Source organism: Streptomyces sp. NPDC049040 (assembly GCF_043197715.1).
Lineage (GTDB): Bacteria > Actinomycetota > Actinomycetes > Streptomycetales > Streptomycetaceae > Actinacidiphila.
This window is the reverse complement of the sequence record NZ_JBICTO010000024.1, coordinates 85,242-99,230: the sequence shown is the minus strand read 5'-3', so window position 1 is coordinate 99,230 and position 13,989 is coordinate 85,242. Positions and strand designations below refer to the sequence as shown.

Sequence of the window (13,989 nt, the reverse complement as noted above, 5' to 3'; positions counted from 1 at the left end):
CGGTTACATTCCGAACCCGGAAGCTAAGCCTTTCAGCGCCGATGGTACTGCAGGGGGGACCCTGTGGGAGAGTAGGACACCGCCGAACAATTATTAGAGGCCTGGCCTCGGATCCTTGATCCGGGGCCAGGCCCTTTTTGTGCCTGGGGTAGAGTCGGCCCGCAGGCGTTCGTATGTGGATACAGCAGGAGGGGACCCGGTGGAGGTCCAGGAGACACGGGTGCAAACGGATCGGATCTTCACGATCCCGAACATCCTGAGTATGGCCCGCCTCGTAGGTGTGCCGGTGTTCCTGTGGCTGATTCTGTGGCCCGAGTTCGGCGGCCCGAAGGCCGACGGGTGGGCCCTGCTGGTGCTGGCGTTCAGCGGCGTGAGCGACTACCTGGACGGCAAGCTGGCCAGGCGCTGGAATCAGATCAGCAACCTCGGCCGGCTGCTGGACCCCGCCGCGGACCGGCTGTATGTGCTCTCCACGCTGGTCGGGCTGACCTGGCGGGGGATCCTGCCGCTGTGGATCACCATCCTGCTCCTCGCCCGTGAGGCGATGATGGCCGTGATGCTGCTGATTCTCAGGAGACACCGATACGGCCCACCCCAGGTGAACTTCATCGGGAAAGCGGCTACCTTCAACCTCATGTACGCCTTTCCGCTGCTGCTGCTCAGCGACGGCAGCGGTTGGCTTGCGACACTGGCGGCTGTTTTCGGCTGGGCGTTCACAGGTTGGGGTACAACCCTGTACTGGTGGGCAGGGATCCTCTACGTGGTACAGGTCCGCCGGCTTGTGAGGGCGGACACCACGGCTGACTGAGTCACGAGGAGGATGTTTCCGACATGAAAGCGGTTGTTATGGCCGGCGGCGAAGGTACCCGCCTTCGCCCAATGACCTCAAGCATGCCCAAACCTCTGCTCCCAGTGGTGAATCGGCCGATCATGCAGCACGTTCTGACGCTGCTCAAGAGGCACGGACTCACTGAGACGGTCGTCACAGTCCAGTTCCTCGCATCCCTCGTGAAGAATTATTTCGGGGACGGCGAGGAATTCGGAATGGAGCTGACCTACGCGAACGAGGAGAAGCCGCTCGGTACCGCGGGCAGCGTCAAGAACGCCGAGGACGCCCTTAAGGACGATTCGTTCCTGGTGATCTCGGGGGATGCGCTCACGGATTTCGACCTCACCGAGCTGATCGAGTTCCACAAGCAGAAGGGCGGTCTTGTCACCGTCTGTCTGACCCGCGTGCCCAATCCGCTGGAGTTCGGCATCACGATTGTGGACGACGAGGGCAGGGTCGAGCGGTTCCTGGAGAAGCCGACCTGGGGCCAGGTGTTCTCGGACACCGTGAACACCGGTATCTACGTCATGGAGCCCGAGGTCTTCAACTACGTCGAGGCCGACGTACCGGTCGACTGGTCGGGTGACGTCTTCCCGCAGTTGATGAAGGAAGGCAAGCCCATCTACGGCTTCATCGCCGAGGGCTACTGGGAGGACGTGGGCACCCACGAGAGTTATGTGAAGGCGCAGGCCGACGTACTCGAAGGCAAGGTCGACGTCGATATCGACGGCTTCGAGATCTCGCCCGGCGTGTGGGTGGCGGAAGGCGCCGAGGTGCATCCGGACGCCACTTTGCGAGGACCGCTGTTCATCGGTGACTACGCCAAGGTCGAGGCGGGCGCCGAGATCCGCGAGCACAGCGTCATCGGCTCCAACGTCGTGGTGAAGACGGGCGCCTTCCTGCACAAGGCCGTGATCCACGACAATGTCTACATCGGGCAGCAGACGAATCTGCGCGGCTGTGTGATCGGCAAGAACACCGACGTGATGCGGGCCGCCCGGATCGACGACGGGGCCGTGATCGGCGACGAGTGCCTGATCGGCGAGGAGTCGATCATCGCGGGCACCGTACGGGTGTATCCGTTCAAGACCGTCGAGGCCGGCGCCTTCGTCAACACCTCGGTCATCTGGGAGTCGCGCGGCCAGGCGCACCTGTTCGGCGCCCGCGGTGTCTCCGGCATCCTGAACGTGGAGATCACCCCGGAGCTGGCCGTACGGCTGGCAGGGGCGTACGCGACGACCCTCAAGAAGGGCGCCACCGTCACCACCGCGCGTGACCACTCCCGAGGTGCGCGTGCCCTCAAGCGGGCGGTGATCTCGGCGTTGCAGACCAGCGCGATCGAGGTGCGGGACCTGGAGAACGTGCCGATGCCGGTGGCACGCCAGCAGACCGCGCGCGGCAGTGCGGGCGGCATCATGATCCGTACCTCGCCCGGCCGGCCGGACTCGCTCGACATCATGTTCTTCGACGAGCGCGGCGCCGACCTGTCGGCGGCGGGCCAGCGCAAGCTCGACCGGGTCTTCGCCCGGCAGGAGTACCGCAGGGCCTTCCCCGGCGAGATCGGCGACCTGCGCTTCCCTTCGACTGTCTTCGACTCCTACACCGGTGCGCTGCTGCGCGCGGTGGACACCTCGGGTATCGCCGAGTCGGGTCTCAAGGTCGTGGTGGACGCCGCCAACGGCAGCGCGGGACTCGTGCTGCCCTCGCTCCTCGGCCGGCTCGGCGTGGACTCGCTGATGGTCAATCCCGGCCTGGACGAGGCGCGCCCCACCGAGACCGAGGAGACCCGCAGGGCCGGGCTCGTACGGCTCGGCGAGATCGTGTCGTCGGCGCGGGCCGCCTTCGGCGTGCGCTTCGACCCGGTGGGCGAGCGCCTTTCGCTGGTGGACGAGCGCGGGCGGATCGTGGAGGACCACCGGGCGCTGCTGGTGCTGCTCGACCTGGTGGCCGCCGAGCGGCGCAGCGGGCGGGTGGCACTGCCGGTCACCACGACCAGGATCGCCGAGCAGGTGGCCGCCTACCACGGTACCCAGGTCACGTGGACGATGACCTCGCCCGACGACCTGACCAGGGTCGGCCGGGAGGAGGGCACCATCTTCGGCGGTGACGCCCGCGGCGGTTTCATCGTGCCGGAGTTCAGCGCCGTCTTCGACGGCTCCGCCGCCTTCGTGCGGCTGATCGGTCTCGTGGCGCGGACCCAGCTCACCCTCAGCCAGATCGACGCCCGCATCCCGCAGGCCCACGTCCTCAAGCGGGATGTGCCGACCCCCTGGGCGGTCAAGGGCTCGGTGATGCGCCGGGTGGTCGAGGAGGCGGGGGACCGGTCGGTGGACACCACCGACGGTGTGCGGGTCGTGGAATCCGACGGGCGCTGGATCATGGTCCTGCCCGATCCGGCGGAAGCGGTCACGCACCTGTGGGCGGAAGGCCCCGACGACAGCTCCGCGCAGGCCCTGCTCGACGAGTGGGCGCAAGTTGTGGAGGGCGCCGGGGAGTGACACCGCGGTGATCGGCCCCCGAACGGTTCGCCGTTCGGGGGCCGTTCGTGGGTGGTCGTCCCGACGTGCGACGATGTGCGGCATGCCGCAGCCGCAACCCGATCGGAGCAGCCCCGCACCAGGGGCCGCCAAGCGGCGGCCGGACGCCTCGATGTCCCTGCTCACGAACGTCATGGAGCACAGCCTCGACGACGGATACGCCGAGGCGGCCGCCCGCCGTGGCCAGGTCGGCACCTCGCGGCTTCCGACGTCGCTGAGCGGCCGACTCGGGCTGGCCGGCGGCCTCGTGCTGGCGGCGGTCGTGGTCACCGTGGGAGCCGCCCAGGCGCACCGTGCGGCGCCCACGGAGGCCAAGGAGCGGCAGAAGCTCATCGACCGGGTCCAGTCGGAGACCAGGAGCGCGGACGCCCTGCAGAAGAGCGTCGACAGCCTGCGGGACACCGTGTCCGCCGAGCAGCGGGCCGCGCTTCGCAACCACGGCGGCGACAACGTCGCGCTGCTCGAACTGGCGGCGGGTGCGACCCCGGTGCACGGCCCCGGGGTGAAGCTGGTCGTGGACGACGCCAAGGAGGCCTCCCAGGGCGGCACCGGCGGCCCGCGGGAGAGCAACGGCTTCTCCGACACCGGGAGGGTCCGCGACCGCGACATGCAGCGCGTGGTGAACGGCCTGTGGGCGTCCGGCGCGGAGGCGATCAGCGTCAACGGGCAGCGGCTGACGGCACTCTCGGCGATCCGCGCCGCGGGGGACGCCATACTGGTCGACAACAGACCGCTGGTACCGCCGTACACGGTGCTGGCGGTCGGTGACGGGGAAAAGCTGAGCACGGCCTTCCAGGACAGTGCGGACGGACAGTATCTGCACGTGCTGGAGGAGAACTACGGGATCCGCGCGAGCGTCACCGTGGAGAAGGATGTCCGCCTGCCGGCCGCGCCCAGCCTGATCGTGCGGTACGCCCGGCCGGTCGCGGGCAGCAGCGGGCAGGCGGACAGCGCCGCAACAGGGAAGGGTTCGTAGTGATCGCCGTACTGGGCCTCGTCGTGGGAGTCGTGGTCGGACTCGTGGTGCGCCCCGTGGTGCCGACCGGGGTCGAGCCCTATCTCCCGATCGCCGTGGTCGCCGCGCTCGACGCCGTCTTCGGCGGGCTGCGCGCGATGCTCGACGGGATCTTCGACGACAAGGTCTTCGTGGTCTCCTTCCTCTCGAACGTGGTCGTGGCCGCGCTGATCGTCTTCCTCGGCGACAAACTCGGGGTGGGCGCGCAGCTGTCGACCGGCGTGGTGGTCGTGCTCGGGATCCGGATCTTCTCCAACGCCGCGGCCATCCGCCGCCACGTCTTCCGGGCGTGACCGCGGTATGAGCGACGAGAACAACCACGATCCCGAGCGCAGCCAAGACTCCGAGCGCAGCCACGGCTCGGACGGCGGTCACGATCCCGGGAGCGGTCACGCCCCGGGGAGCCACCACCGCCACCGGGCGGACGGGCACTCCGCGAAGCCGTCCACCGCGGAGCCGTCATCAGGAGAGCCTGCGGAGGCCGCCGAGCCGGACGGGTCCGCCGCACCGCAGCCCAGCGGGCGGCAGCGGCTGGTCGCGGGGCTGTGGCCGCCGCGTGCCTCCCGTGCCCAGCTGACGGTGGCGGTGCTGCTTTTCGTGCTGGGCCTCGGCCTGGCCATCCAGGTCAACACCACAAGCGACAACGGCGGCACCCTGCGCGGCGCCCGCCAGGAGGACCTGGTCCGCATCCTCACCGAGGTGGACAACAGGACCCAGCGCCTGGAGGACGAGAAGCGCGGCCTCGAGACCCAGCGGACCGAGCTCCAGTCCAGCTCCGACCAGGCCGCGGAGGCGTTGAAGCAGACCCGGCAGAAGGAGCAGCAACTCGGTATCCTGGCGGGCACCGTCGCTGCCGAGGGGCCGGGCATCACGCTGACGATCACCGACCCGCACGGCGGTGTCGAGGCGGACTCGCTGCTCGACACCCTTCAGGAGCTGCGGGCGGCGGGTGCCGAGGCGATCCAGATCAACGCGGTGCGGGTGGTCGCCGACACGTACTTCACCGACGGGACGGGCGGGGTGCTCATCGACGGCCACGCGGTGTCCCAGCCGTACGTGTTCAAGGTCATCGGCAATCCGCAGGATCTGGAACCGGCGCTGAACATTCCGGGTGGGGTGGTGCAGACGCTGGAGAAGGAGCAGGCCACGGCTGATGTGGTGAGGTCGCAGAAGATCGTCGTGGATGCCTTGCGGCCGTTGAAGCAGCCTGACTACGCTCGGTCGTCATCCCGGTGAGGCGGGGGGTCGGGGCGTCGGTGGACTGTTGTGTGGTGGAAACTGTGTGTAGTGAGGGTTCGTCCTGCCTTACGGGCGGGTCTGCGTCGTTCAAGGGGAATCGCCCGTGAAGTTGTTTGGGAAGTTGTTCGGCAAGAGTGCGCGGCAGTCGGGTGACCCGGCGACCGCACGGCACCGTGCTCCGCGAAGCGTGCAGGAGGACGAGCAGTCCGCCGACCGCCCGCTGTTCAGGAACGACGGGCAGGGCAGGGGCGGCGAGTATTCCGGTACGCCCGGCGTGGCGCCTGTTGACCCCGCATCCGCCGCTCGCATAGGTTCCGGGGAACCATCAACCTCGACCACGGGTGGAGGGTTCGGTTTGCCGGTCTGCGGCAGGTGCGGTTTCACGAATGCGGCGGCCAGCCGCTTCTGCTCCAACTGCGGCGCCCCGCTGCGTCCGGGCGGCGGCGCCTTCGAGCGTCCTTCCGAGACCACGTCCACGATCTCGATCTCGGGCATCGAGGCGTATGAGGCGGAGGCCACCGGCCAGGTCGTCACGCCGTCGCTCTCGCCCGAGGCGCAGGCCGCCGTCGACGCGCTGCCGCCCGGCTCCGCGCTGCTGGTGGTGCGCCGCGGCCCGAACTCGGGCAGCCGGTTCCTGCTGGACGGGGATCTGACCACGGCGGGACGCCACCCGCAGAGCGACATCTTCCTGGACGACGTCACCGTCTCCCGCCGGCACGTGGAGTTCCGCCGCGGCCCCGACGGGTATTTCACCGTCTCCGACGTGGGCAGCCTGAACGGCACCTACGTCAACCGGGAGCGGATCGACGCGGTGACGCTGTCCAACGGTGACGAGGTGCAGATCGGCAAATACCGGCTGGTCTTCTACGCGAGCCAGCGGGGGATGTGACCCCGCCGGACCCGGTCCGGGGGGACCCGCGCCCTCCAGAGAGGTGTTCATGCCGCGAACGTCGGGCGGTGCCGGAGACGGCACCGCCACCCCGGACGGCGCACTGCTGAGCATCGGCGCGGTGCTGGGGCAGCTGCGGGACGAGTTTCCCGAGGTCACCATCTCCAAGATCCGCTTCCTGGAGGCGGAGGGCCTGGTCGAGCCGCAGCGCACCCCGTCGGGCTACCGCAAGTTCGCCGAGGACGACGTACGGCGCCTGGCGTACGTGCTCCGGGTGCAGCGGGACCACTACCTGCCGCTGCGGGTGATCAAGGAGCAGCTGGAGGGCATGGACCGCGGCGAGCCGCCGATGCTGCCCGGCCGCGCCGCCGGGGAGGCGGACCAGGAGGCCCAGGAAGGCCCCGAGGACGCCCTGCGGGCCCCCCGGGAGCTGCGGGTCGGTCGCGAGGAGCTGCTGGCCGCCACCGGGGCGGCTGCGGCCGAACTGGACGAGTGGGAGTCCTACGGGCTGGTCGAGGCCGTCGGCGAGGGCGGCTACGACGCCGAGACGGTCGTGATCGGGCGCCTCATCGCCGATCTGGGCCGCTACGGTCTGGAACCGCGGCATCTGCGGGCCGTGAAGGCCGCGGCCGACCGGGAGGCAGGCCTGGTGGAGCAGCTGGTCGCGCCGCTGCGCAGGCACCGCAACCCGCAGACCCGCCGACACGCCGAGGCCACCGCGGAGGAGCTGGCGGAACTGTCGGTACGGCTCCATGCCGCCATGTTGCGCTCCGCACTGCGATTGCGCCTGCGCTGACGGGAAATCCCCGCTGTTCGAAGCACTCCCGCAGGCGGCGCACGGGGTGCCCGACTACCCAAACCCGGCGGGCACGTCCTAGGGTTGACGTGTGAACGAGCTCGATGTTGTGGGTGTCCGGGTGGAAATGCCCTCCAATCAACCGATCGTGCTCCTGCGTGAAGTGGGAGGCGACCGGTACCTGCCCATCTGGATCGGGCCGGGCGAGGCCACCGCCATCGCCTTCGCGCAGCAGGGAATGACGCCGGCGCGACCACTGACGCACGACCTTTTCAAGGATGTACTCGAGGCCGTGGGGCAGACGCTCACCGAGGTCCGCATCACCGACCTGCGGGAAGGTGTCTTCTACGCCGAGCTGGTCTTCGCCAGCGGCGTCGAGGTCAGCGCCCGCCCGTCGGACGCCATAGCGCTCGCGCTGCGCACCGGGACGCCGATCTACGGCAGTGACGGGGTGCTGGACGACGCGGGGATCGCGATCCCGGACGAGCAGGAGGACGAAGTGGAGAAGTTCCGCGAGTTCCTCGATCAGATCTCGCCCGAGGATTTCGGCACCAGCAACCAGTGACCCGGCGGAAGGCCGGTAAGACCGGAGGCCCCGGCCGATCGGCAGGGCAAGGTTGCCACGGTGAGGCCATTCGGGGAGGCCTTCCCGGAGCCGGTCACATCAAACCACTCGTGGGGTGACTTTCACTCGGCGTGCCGAGTGTGGCGATCGTTGACGCACCCCTGGCGACTGCCTACCGTCGGTGTGGAAAGTCCCGTGGCACGTGCGCGCGGTGTTCGGGACGTGAGGGACGGAGGGCGGCGTGAGAAGCACCGGCGACGGTTCGGCGATCGGCGGCCCTCATCCGCCCCGGGGGGCGCTGGCCCGTGCCGCCGAGCCCGGGACGGCGGGTACGGCTCCCGCAGCCGACCCGGAGCCGGAGCAGATCGGCTATCGCGGCCCCACGGCGTGCGCGGCCACCGGCATCACCTACCGGCAGCTCGACTACTGGGCGCGCACGGGCCTGGTCGAGCCGAGCGTGCGCCCCGCCTACGGCTCGGGCACCCAGCGGCTCTACAGCTTCCGCGACGTCGTCGTGCTCAAGATCGTCAAAAGGCTGCTCGACACCGGGGTGTCGCTGCAGAACATCCGGACGGCGGTCCGGCACCTGCGCTCGGTGGGTCCCGTGGAGCTGGCCAGGATGACCCTGATGAGCGACGGCGCCACGGTCTACGAGTGCACCTCGCCCGCCGAGGTCGTCGACCTGCTCCAAGGCGGCCAGGGGGTCTTCGGCATCGCGGTGGGCGTGGTCTGGCGGGACGTGGAGAGCTCGCTGTCAGAGCTGCACGGCGAGCGGGTCGACACCGGCGAGACCCTGGTGGGCCACAATCCTGCGGACGAGCTGGCCAGGCGGCGCAACAGGGCGGTCTGAGCGGCTCGGCGGGCGCCGGATGGTGCGCCGGCGACCGTGCCGCCGGGCGTCGCCGAGGCGCCGGCGGATCGCCGTACCGTACGCGTGTACGGCGATTGTCGGTGCCGTGCGGGACGATCGATGGTGTGAGAAGTGCGCCGACGATCCTCCATCTGGACATGGACGCGTTCTTCGCCGCGGTCGAGCAGGCCTCCAAGCCGAGCCTGCGGGGCAAGCCGGTGGTGGTCGGCGGGCTCGGACCCCGCGGCGTCGTGGCGACCGCGTCCTACGAGGCGCGCGTGCACGGCATCCATTCCGCGATGGCGATGGCGCACGCCAGGCGGCTGTGCCCCAATGCCGCCTACCTCGTGCCCCGTTTCGGCATCTACCGGCAGATCAGCGAGACCGTGATGGCGCTGCTCGCCGAGGTGTCGCCGCTGATAGAGCCGCTGAGCCTGGACGAGGCCTTCGTCGACCTGGAGGCGGGCGACCTTGCGGCCGACCCGCGGGCGGTCGCCGAGGGGCTGCGCGCCGACATCCTGGCCGCCACCGGGCTCACCGCGTCGGTCGGCCTGGCCGGCTCCAAGCTGCTGGCCAAGATCGCCTCCGAGCAGGCCAAGCCGGACGGCCTGGTGGTGGTCGAACCCGGGACCGAGCGCGCCCTGCTCGATCCGCTGCCGGTCCGCACCCTGTGGGGCGTGGGTCCTGCCACCGCTGAGCACCTGCGGCGGGCCGGGATCCTCACCGTCGCCGAGATCGCGCAGGCGGGCGAACCCGAGCTGGTCAGGCTGCTGGGCAAGGCCCACGGCGCCTCGCTGCACGCCATGGCCGCCGGGCTCGACAACCGCCCGGTGGTCGCGGACCGCGACGTGAAGTCCGTTTCGGTCGAGGACACCTTCGACACCGACCTCACCGACCGCGCCCGGGTGCGCTACGAGATCGACCGGCTCGCCGACCGCTGCGCCCAGCGGCTGCGCGGTGCGGGCCGCTCCGGGCGGACGGTGGTGGTCAAGATCAGGCGGTACGACTTCTCGACCCTGACGCGCTCCGAGACGCTGCGTGCGCCCACCGACGACCCAGCCGTGGTGAAGGAGACCGCCCGCAGGCTCGCCGAGGCCGTCGACACCACCGGCGGGGTGCGGCTGCTCGGCGTGGGCGTGTCAGGGCTGGCCGACTTCACCCAGGAGGACCTGTTCGCCCAGGCGGCCCAGGCCCAGCGCGACGCCGAACCCGGCGCGGCGCCCGACCGGGACGTCCCGCCGGAGCTGCCCGTCACCCCGCCGCCCGCGGCGGAGCCGGGCGGACGCTGGCTGCCCGGCCAGGACGTCGAGCACACCGAGTACGGCGCCGGCTGGGTGCAGGGCAGCGGGGTCGGCCGGGTCACGGTCCGTTTCGAGGTGCCGTCGGACACCGGCCCCGGCCGGGTGCGTACGTTCTCCGTCGACGACCCGGCCCTGTCCAGGACGGAACCGATCGCGCTCAGCGGCCGCCCGGCACCGGCCGGCCGCTGAGCGCGCTACCCGTTGTCGGGGGGCCGCTGGTCGCCGCCGGCCAGCTCGCCGAAGTCGCGCGGCTGCCCGCTCTCCCCGCCGCCGGTCGGCACGTCCATGCCGTAGTGGTGGTAGAGCTGGAGCTCCTGCTCTGGCGACAGGTGCCGCCCGACGCCGAAGTCCGGGGCGTCCCTGATCAGCGACTTCTTGTACGGCACCCTCAGGGAGTCGTCCACCAGCTCGCTCGGCTCCAGCGGCACGAACGCGTCACGGGTGAAAAGCCCGGTCCGCACGGCCGCCCACTCCGGGGTGCCGGTGGCGTCGTCGAGGTAGACCTCGTCCACCGTGCCGATCTTCGCGCCGTCGCGGTCGACGGCGCGGCGGCCGATGAGGCTTCGCGGATCGATGTCGGTCTGCACGGTCCCTCCAACCAACGACGACTGCTGTCGGTTACCACCAAAAGCCACATCGGGGTTGATGTCGACCGGAATGTCGGGCCGACCGCCGTCCGGGAGGCGCTGGTAGGCTGGGTAGCGGCTGCAGACCCCGTGCGGGAGAGTCCTTCGAGAGCATGCCGCAGCGGCATCTCGAAGGCGCCGAAGGAGCAAATCCTCCCCGGAATCTCTCAGGCATCCGTACCGCAGGGGCGAGGTCACTCTGGAAAGCAGGACCCGCCCCGGGAGCGCCGTTCGTGGGACGGGTCTTCACCGAAGGTGAAAGCCGTCCCGCACAGGGGCGGCGAAACTCTCAGGTACTGATGACAGAGGGGGAGGCCGTACGGGTGCCCGCGCCGGGCACCCCCCGAAGGTCGTCGCAGACCAGGAGGCCTCCGCAGATGACTGATCCGACCGCCCGCCGCACCCCGCTCACCGAGCTCGAAGCCGGCCTGCCCTTCGCCCGCCGCCACATCGGCCCGGACGCCGAGGACCGGGCCAAGATGCTCGCCCAGGTGGGCTACGGCTCGCTCGACGAGCTCACCGAGGCGGCGGTGCCGGACACCATCAAGAGCGCGGCGGCCCTCGCGCTGCCCGCGGCCCGTACCGAGGCGGAGGTGCTGGCCGAGCTCCGGGAGCTGGCCGACCGCAACGAGGTGCTGGCCCCGATGATCGGCCTCGGCTACTACGGGACCTTCACCCCGCCGGTGATCCTGCGCAACGTCATGGAGAATCCCGCCTGGTACACGGCGTACACGCCCTACCAGCCGGAGATCTCGCAGGGCCGGCTCGAGGCACTGATCAACTTCCAGACCGTCGTCGCCGACCTCACCGGGCTGCCCACCTCCGGCGCCTCGCTGCTCGACGAGGGCACCGCGGCGGCCGAGGCGATGGCGCTGTCCCGGCGGGTCGGCAAGGTCAAGGACGGCGTCTTCCTCATCGACGCGGACACCTTCCCGCAGACCACCGCCGTGATCGGCACCCGTGCCGAGCCGGCCGGGGTCGAGGTCGTGGTGGCCGACCTGAGCGACGGCATCCCCGCCGAGGTCGCCGAGCGCGGTGTCTTCGGCGTGCTGCTCCAGTACCCGGGCGCCTCCGGCGCGGTACGGGACCTGCGGCCGGTCATCGAGCAGGCGCACGGCCTCGGCGCGGTCGTCACGGTCGCCGCCGACCTGCTGGCGCTGACCCTGCTCACCTCGCCCGGCGCGCTCGGCGCGGACATCGCGGTCGGCACCACCCAGCGCTTCGGCGTCCCCATGGGCTTCGGTGGACCGCACGCGGGATACATGGCGGTGCGCGAGGCCTACGCCCGCAACCTGCCGGGCCGCCTGGTCGGGGTCTCGGTCGACGCCGACGGCGACACCGCCTACCGGCTGGCCCTCCAGACCCGCGAGCAGCACATCCGCCGGGAGAAGGCCACAAGCAACATCTGCACCGCGCAGGTGCTGCTCGCCGTCATGGCCGGGATGTACGCGGTCTACCACGGCCCCGACGGCCTGGCGCAGATCGCCACCCGCACCCACCGCTACGCGGCCGTACTGGCCGCCGGACTGCGGGCCGCCGGCGTGGAGGTCGTGCACCAGGGCTACTTCGACACCCTCACCGCCCGGGTGCCCGGCCGTGCCGCCGAGGTGGTCGCCGCGGCCCGCGCCGCCGGCGTCAACCTGCGGCAGACCGACGCCGACCTGGTCGGCATCGCCTGCGACGAGACCACCGACCGGGCCCGGCTGACCGCCGTCCTTGCCGCCTTCGGCGCCACCGGCGCGGACATCGACGCGCTCGACGCGGCGACGCCCGACGCGCTGCCCGCCGCACTGGTGCGCACCGAGCCGTATCTGACCCACCCGGTCTTCCACCGGCACCGCAGCGAGACCGCGATGCTCCGCTACCTGCGCCGGCTCGCCGACCGCGACTACGCGCTGGACCGCGGCATGATCCCGCTCGGCTCCTGCACCATGAAGCTCAACGCGACCACCGAGATGGAGCCGGTCACCTGGCCCGAGTTCGGCGCGCTGCACCCCTTCGCGCCCGCGGACCAGGCCGAGGGCTACCTGACGCTGATCCGCGGCCTGGAGGACCAGCTCGCCGAGGTCACCGGCTACGACAAGGTCAGCCTCCAGCCGAACGCCGGGTCGCAGGGCGAGCTGGCGGGCCTGCTGGCGGTCCGCGCCTACCACCGGGCCAACGGCGACACCGACCGCACGGTGTGCCTGATCCCGTCCTCCGCGCACGGCACCAACGCCGCGAGCGCGGTGATGGCCGGCATGAAGGTCGTCGTGGTCAAGACCGGCCAGGACGGTGACGTGGACGTCGCCGACCTGCACGCCAGGATCGAGCAGCACCGCGACCGGCTGGCGGTGCTGATGGTCACCTACCCGTCGACGCACGGCGTCTTCGAGGACAACATCACCGACATCTGCGCCGCCGTCCACGACGCGGGCGGCCAGGTCTACGTGGACGGCGCCAACCTCAACGCGCTGGTCGGCCTCGCCAGGCCCGGCCGCTTCGGCGCCGACGTCTCGCACCTGAACCTGCACAAGACCTTCTGCATCCCGCACGGCGGCGGCGGCCCGGGCGTCGGCCCGGTCGCGGTGCGCGCGCACCTTGCGCCCTACCTGCCCAACCACCCGCTCCAGCCGGCCGCGGGGCCCGCCACCGGCGTCGGCCCGATCTCCGCCGCCCCCTGGGGCTCGGCCGGCATCCTGCCGATCTCCTGGACCTACGTCCGGCTGATGGGCGCGGACGGCCTCAGGCAGGCCACCCAGCAGGCGGTGCTGAGCGCCAACTACGTCGCCAGGCGCCTGGAGCCGCACTACCCGGTGCTCTACACCGGCCCCGGCGGCCTGGTCGCCCACGAGTGCATCATCGACCTGCGCCCGCTGGCCAAGGAGACCGGTGTCAGCGTCGACGACATCGCCAAGCGGCTCATCGACTACGGCTTCCACGCGCCGACCATGTCCTTCCCGGTGGCCGGCACCCTGATGATCGAGCCGACCGAGAGCGAGGATCTTGCCGAGCTCGACCGCTTCTGCGACGCGATGATCGCCATCCGCGGCGAGGCCGACCGGGTCGGGTCGGGCGAGTGGCCCGCGGACGACAACCCGCTGCGCAACGCCCCGCACACCGCGGCGGCGCTGGGCGGCGAGTGGGACCACCCGTACAGCCGCCAGGAGGCCGTCTTCCCCCCGGGGGTGTCCGCGGCCGACAAGTACTGGCCGCCGGTGCGGCGGATAGACGGCGCTTACGGCGACCGCAACCTGGTCTGCTCCTGCCCGCCGCTGGACGCGTACGACAACTGACGCGCGGGGCTCCCGGGCAGGCCGGCCGGGAGCGCACATGGCGAAGCCGGTTCCCTTGACAGCGGGG

The 13,989-nt window shown here is 70.9% G+C and carries 12 protein-coding genes, 1 rRNA gene and 1 riboswitch; of the genes, 12 read left to right on the top strand and 1 reads right to left on the bottom strand.

What is annotated here, in order from left to right:
* The 11 genes from rrf to ACGFMP_RS33920 all read left to right on the top strand — a co-directional run.
* A 5S ribosomal RNA gene (gene rrf / locus ACGFMP_RS33970) occupies positions 1–88 on the top strand; the annotation flags it as partial.
* Between the two features lie 111 nt (positions 89–199).
* Positions 200–808, top strand: a complete 609-nt coding sequence (locus ACGFMP_RS33965) for a CDP-alcohol phosphatidyltransferase family protein (protein ID WP_393677467.1) — start codon at positions 200–202, stop codon at positions 806–808.
* Positions 809–831: 23 nt separating this feature from the next.
* Entirely contained in the window at positions 832–3,327 is a 2,496-nt protein-coding gene (locus ACGFMP_RS33960) for a sugar phosphate nucleotidyltransferase (RefSeq protein ID WP_393677465.1), read from the top strand.
* 73 nt (positions 3,328–3,400) lie between these two features.
* Positions 3,401–4,342 (top strand): DUF881 domain-containing protein, encoded by a 942-nt coding sequence (locus ACGFMP_RS33955; protein WP_393677463.1) that lies wholly within the window; start codon positions 3,401–3,403, stop codon positions 4,340–4,342.
* Positions 4,342–4,674 carry a small basic family protein gene (locus ACGFMP_RS33950; RefSeq protein WP_033175851.1) on the top strand — a complete coding sequence of 111 codons (333 nt, stop codon included), beginning with the start codon at positions 4,342–4,344 and terminating at the stop codon, positions 4,672–4,674. The genes ACGFMP_RS33955 and ACGFMP_RS33950 overlap by 1 nt, the downstream gene beginning before the upstream one ends.
* 7 nt (positions 4,675–4,681) lie before the next feature.
* Positions 4,682–5,617 (top strand): DUF881 domain-containing protein, encoded by a 936-nt coding sequence (locus tag ACGFMP_RS33945; RefSeq protein ID WP_393677461.1) that lies wholly within the window; start codon positions 4,682–4,684, stop codon positions 5,615–5,617.
* Between the two features lie 64 nt (positions 5,618–5,681).
* On the top strand, positions 5,682–6,509 hold the full coding sequence (locus tag ACGFMP_RS33940; protein WP_393677478.1) for an FHA domain-containing protein: 828 nt from the start codon (positions 5,682–5,684) through the stop codon (positions 6,507–6,509).
* 49 nt (positions 6,510–6,558) lie between these two features.
* On the top strand, positions 6,559–7,305 hold the full coding sequence (locus tag ACGFMP_RS33935) for a MerR family transcriptional regulator (protein ID WP_393677459.1): 747 nt from the start codon (positions 6,559–6,561) through the stop codon (positions 7,303–7,305).
* Positions 7,306–7,396: 91 nt separating this feature from the next.
* Positions 7,397–7,870 carry a bifunctional nuclease family protein gene (locus ACGFMP_RS33930; RefSeq protein WP_031518684.1) on the top strand — a complete coding sequence of 158 codons (474 nt, stop codon included), beginning with the start codon at positions 7,397–7,399 and terminating at the stop codon, positions 7,868–7,870.
* A gap of 298 nt (positions 7,871–8,168) precedes the next feature.
* On the top strand, positions 8,169–8,720 hold the full coding sequence (locus ACGFMP_RS33925) for a MerR family transcriptional regulator (RefSeq protein ID WP_393677476.1): 552 nt from the start codon (positions 8,169–8,171) through the stop codon (positions 8,718–8,720).
* A 125-nt stretch (positions 8,721–8,845) separates the two neighbouring features.
* Positions 8,846–10,210, top strand: coding sequence for a DNA polymerase IV (locus tag ACGFMP_RS33920; protein WP_393677456.1), 1,365 nt, complete (start codon positions 8,846–8,848; stop codon positions 10,208–10,210).
* A 5-nt stretch (positions 10,211–10,215) separates the two neighbouring features.
* Here ACGFMP_RS33920 and ACGFMP_RS33915 read toward each other — a convergent pair whose 3' ends face one another.
* Positions 10,216–10,608, bottom strand: a complete 393-nt coding sequence (locus ACGFMP_RS33915; RefSeq protein ID WP_393677454.1) for a PRC-barrel domain-containing protein — start codon at positions 10,606–10,608, stop codon at positions 10,216–10,218.
* 122 nt (positions 10,609–10,730) lie between these two features.
* Positions 10,731–10,840, top strand: a riboswitch (glycine riboswitch).
* A 184-nt stretch (positions 10,841–11,024) separates the two neighbouring features.
* Here ACGFMP_RS33915 and gcvP point away from each other — a divergent pair.
* Positions 11,025–13,922 carry an aminomethyl-transferring glycine dehydrogenase gene (gcvP, locus tag ACGFMP_RS33910; protein WP_393677452.1) on the top strand — a complete coding sequence of 966 codons (2,898 nt, stop codon included), beginning with the start codon at positions 11,025–11,027 and terminating at the stop codon, positions 13,920–13,922.
* Positions 13,923–13,989 lie beyond the last annotated feature (67 nt).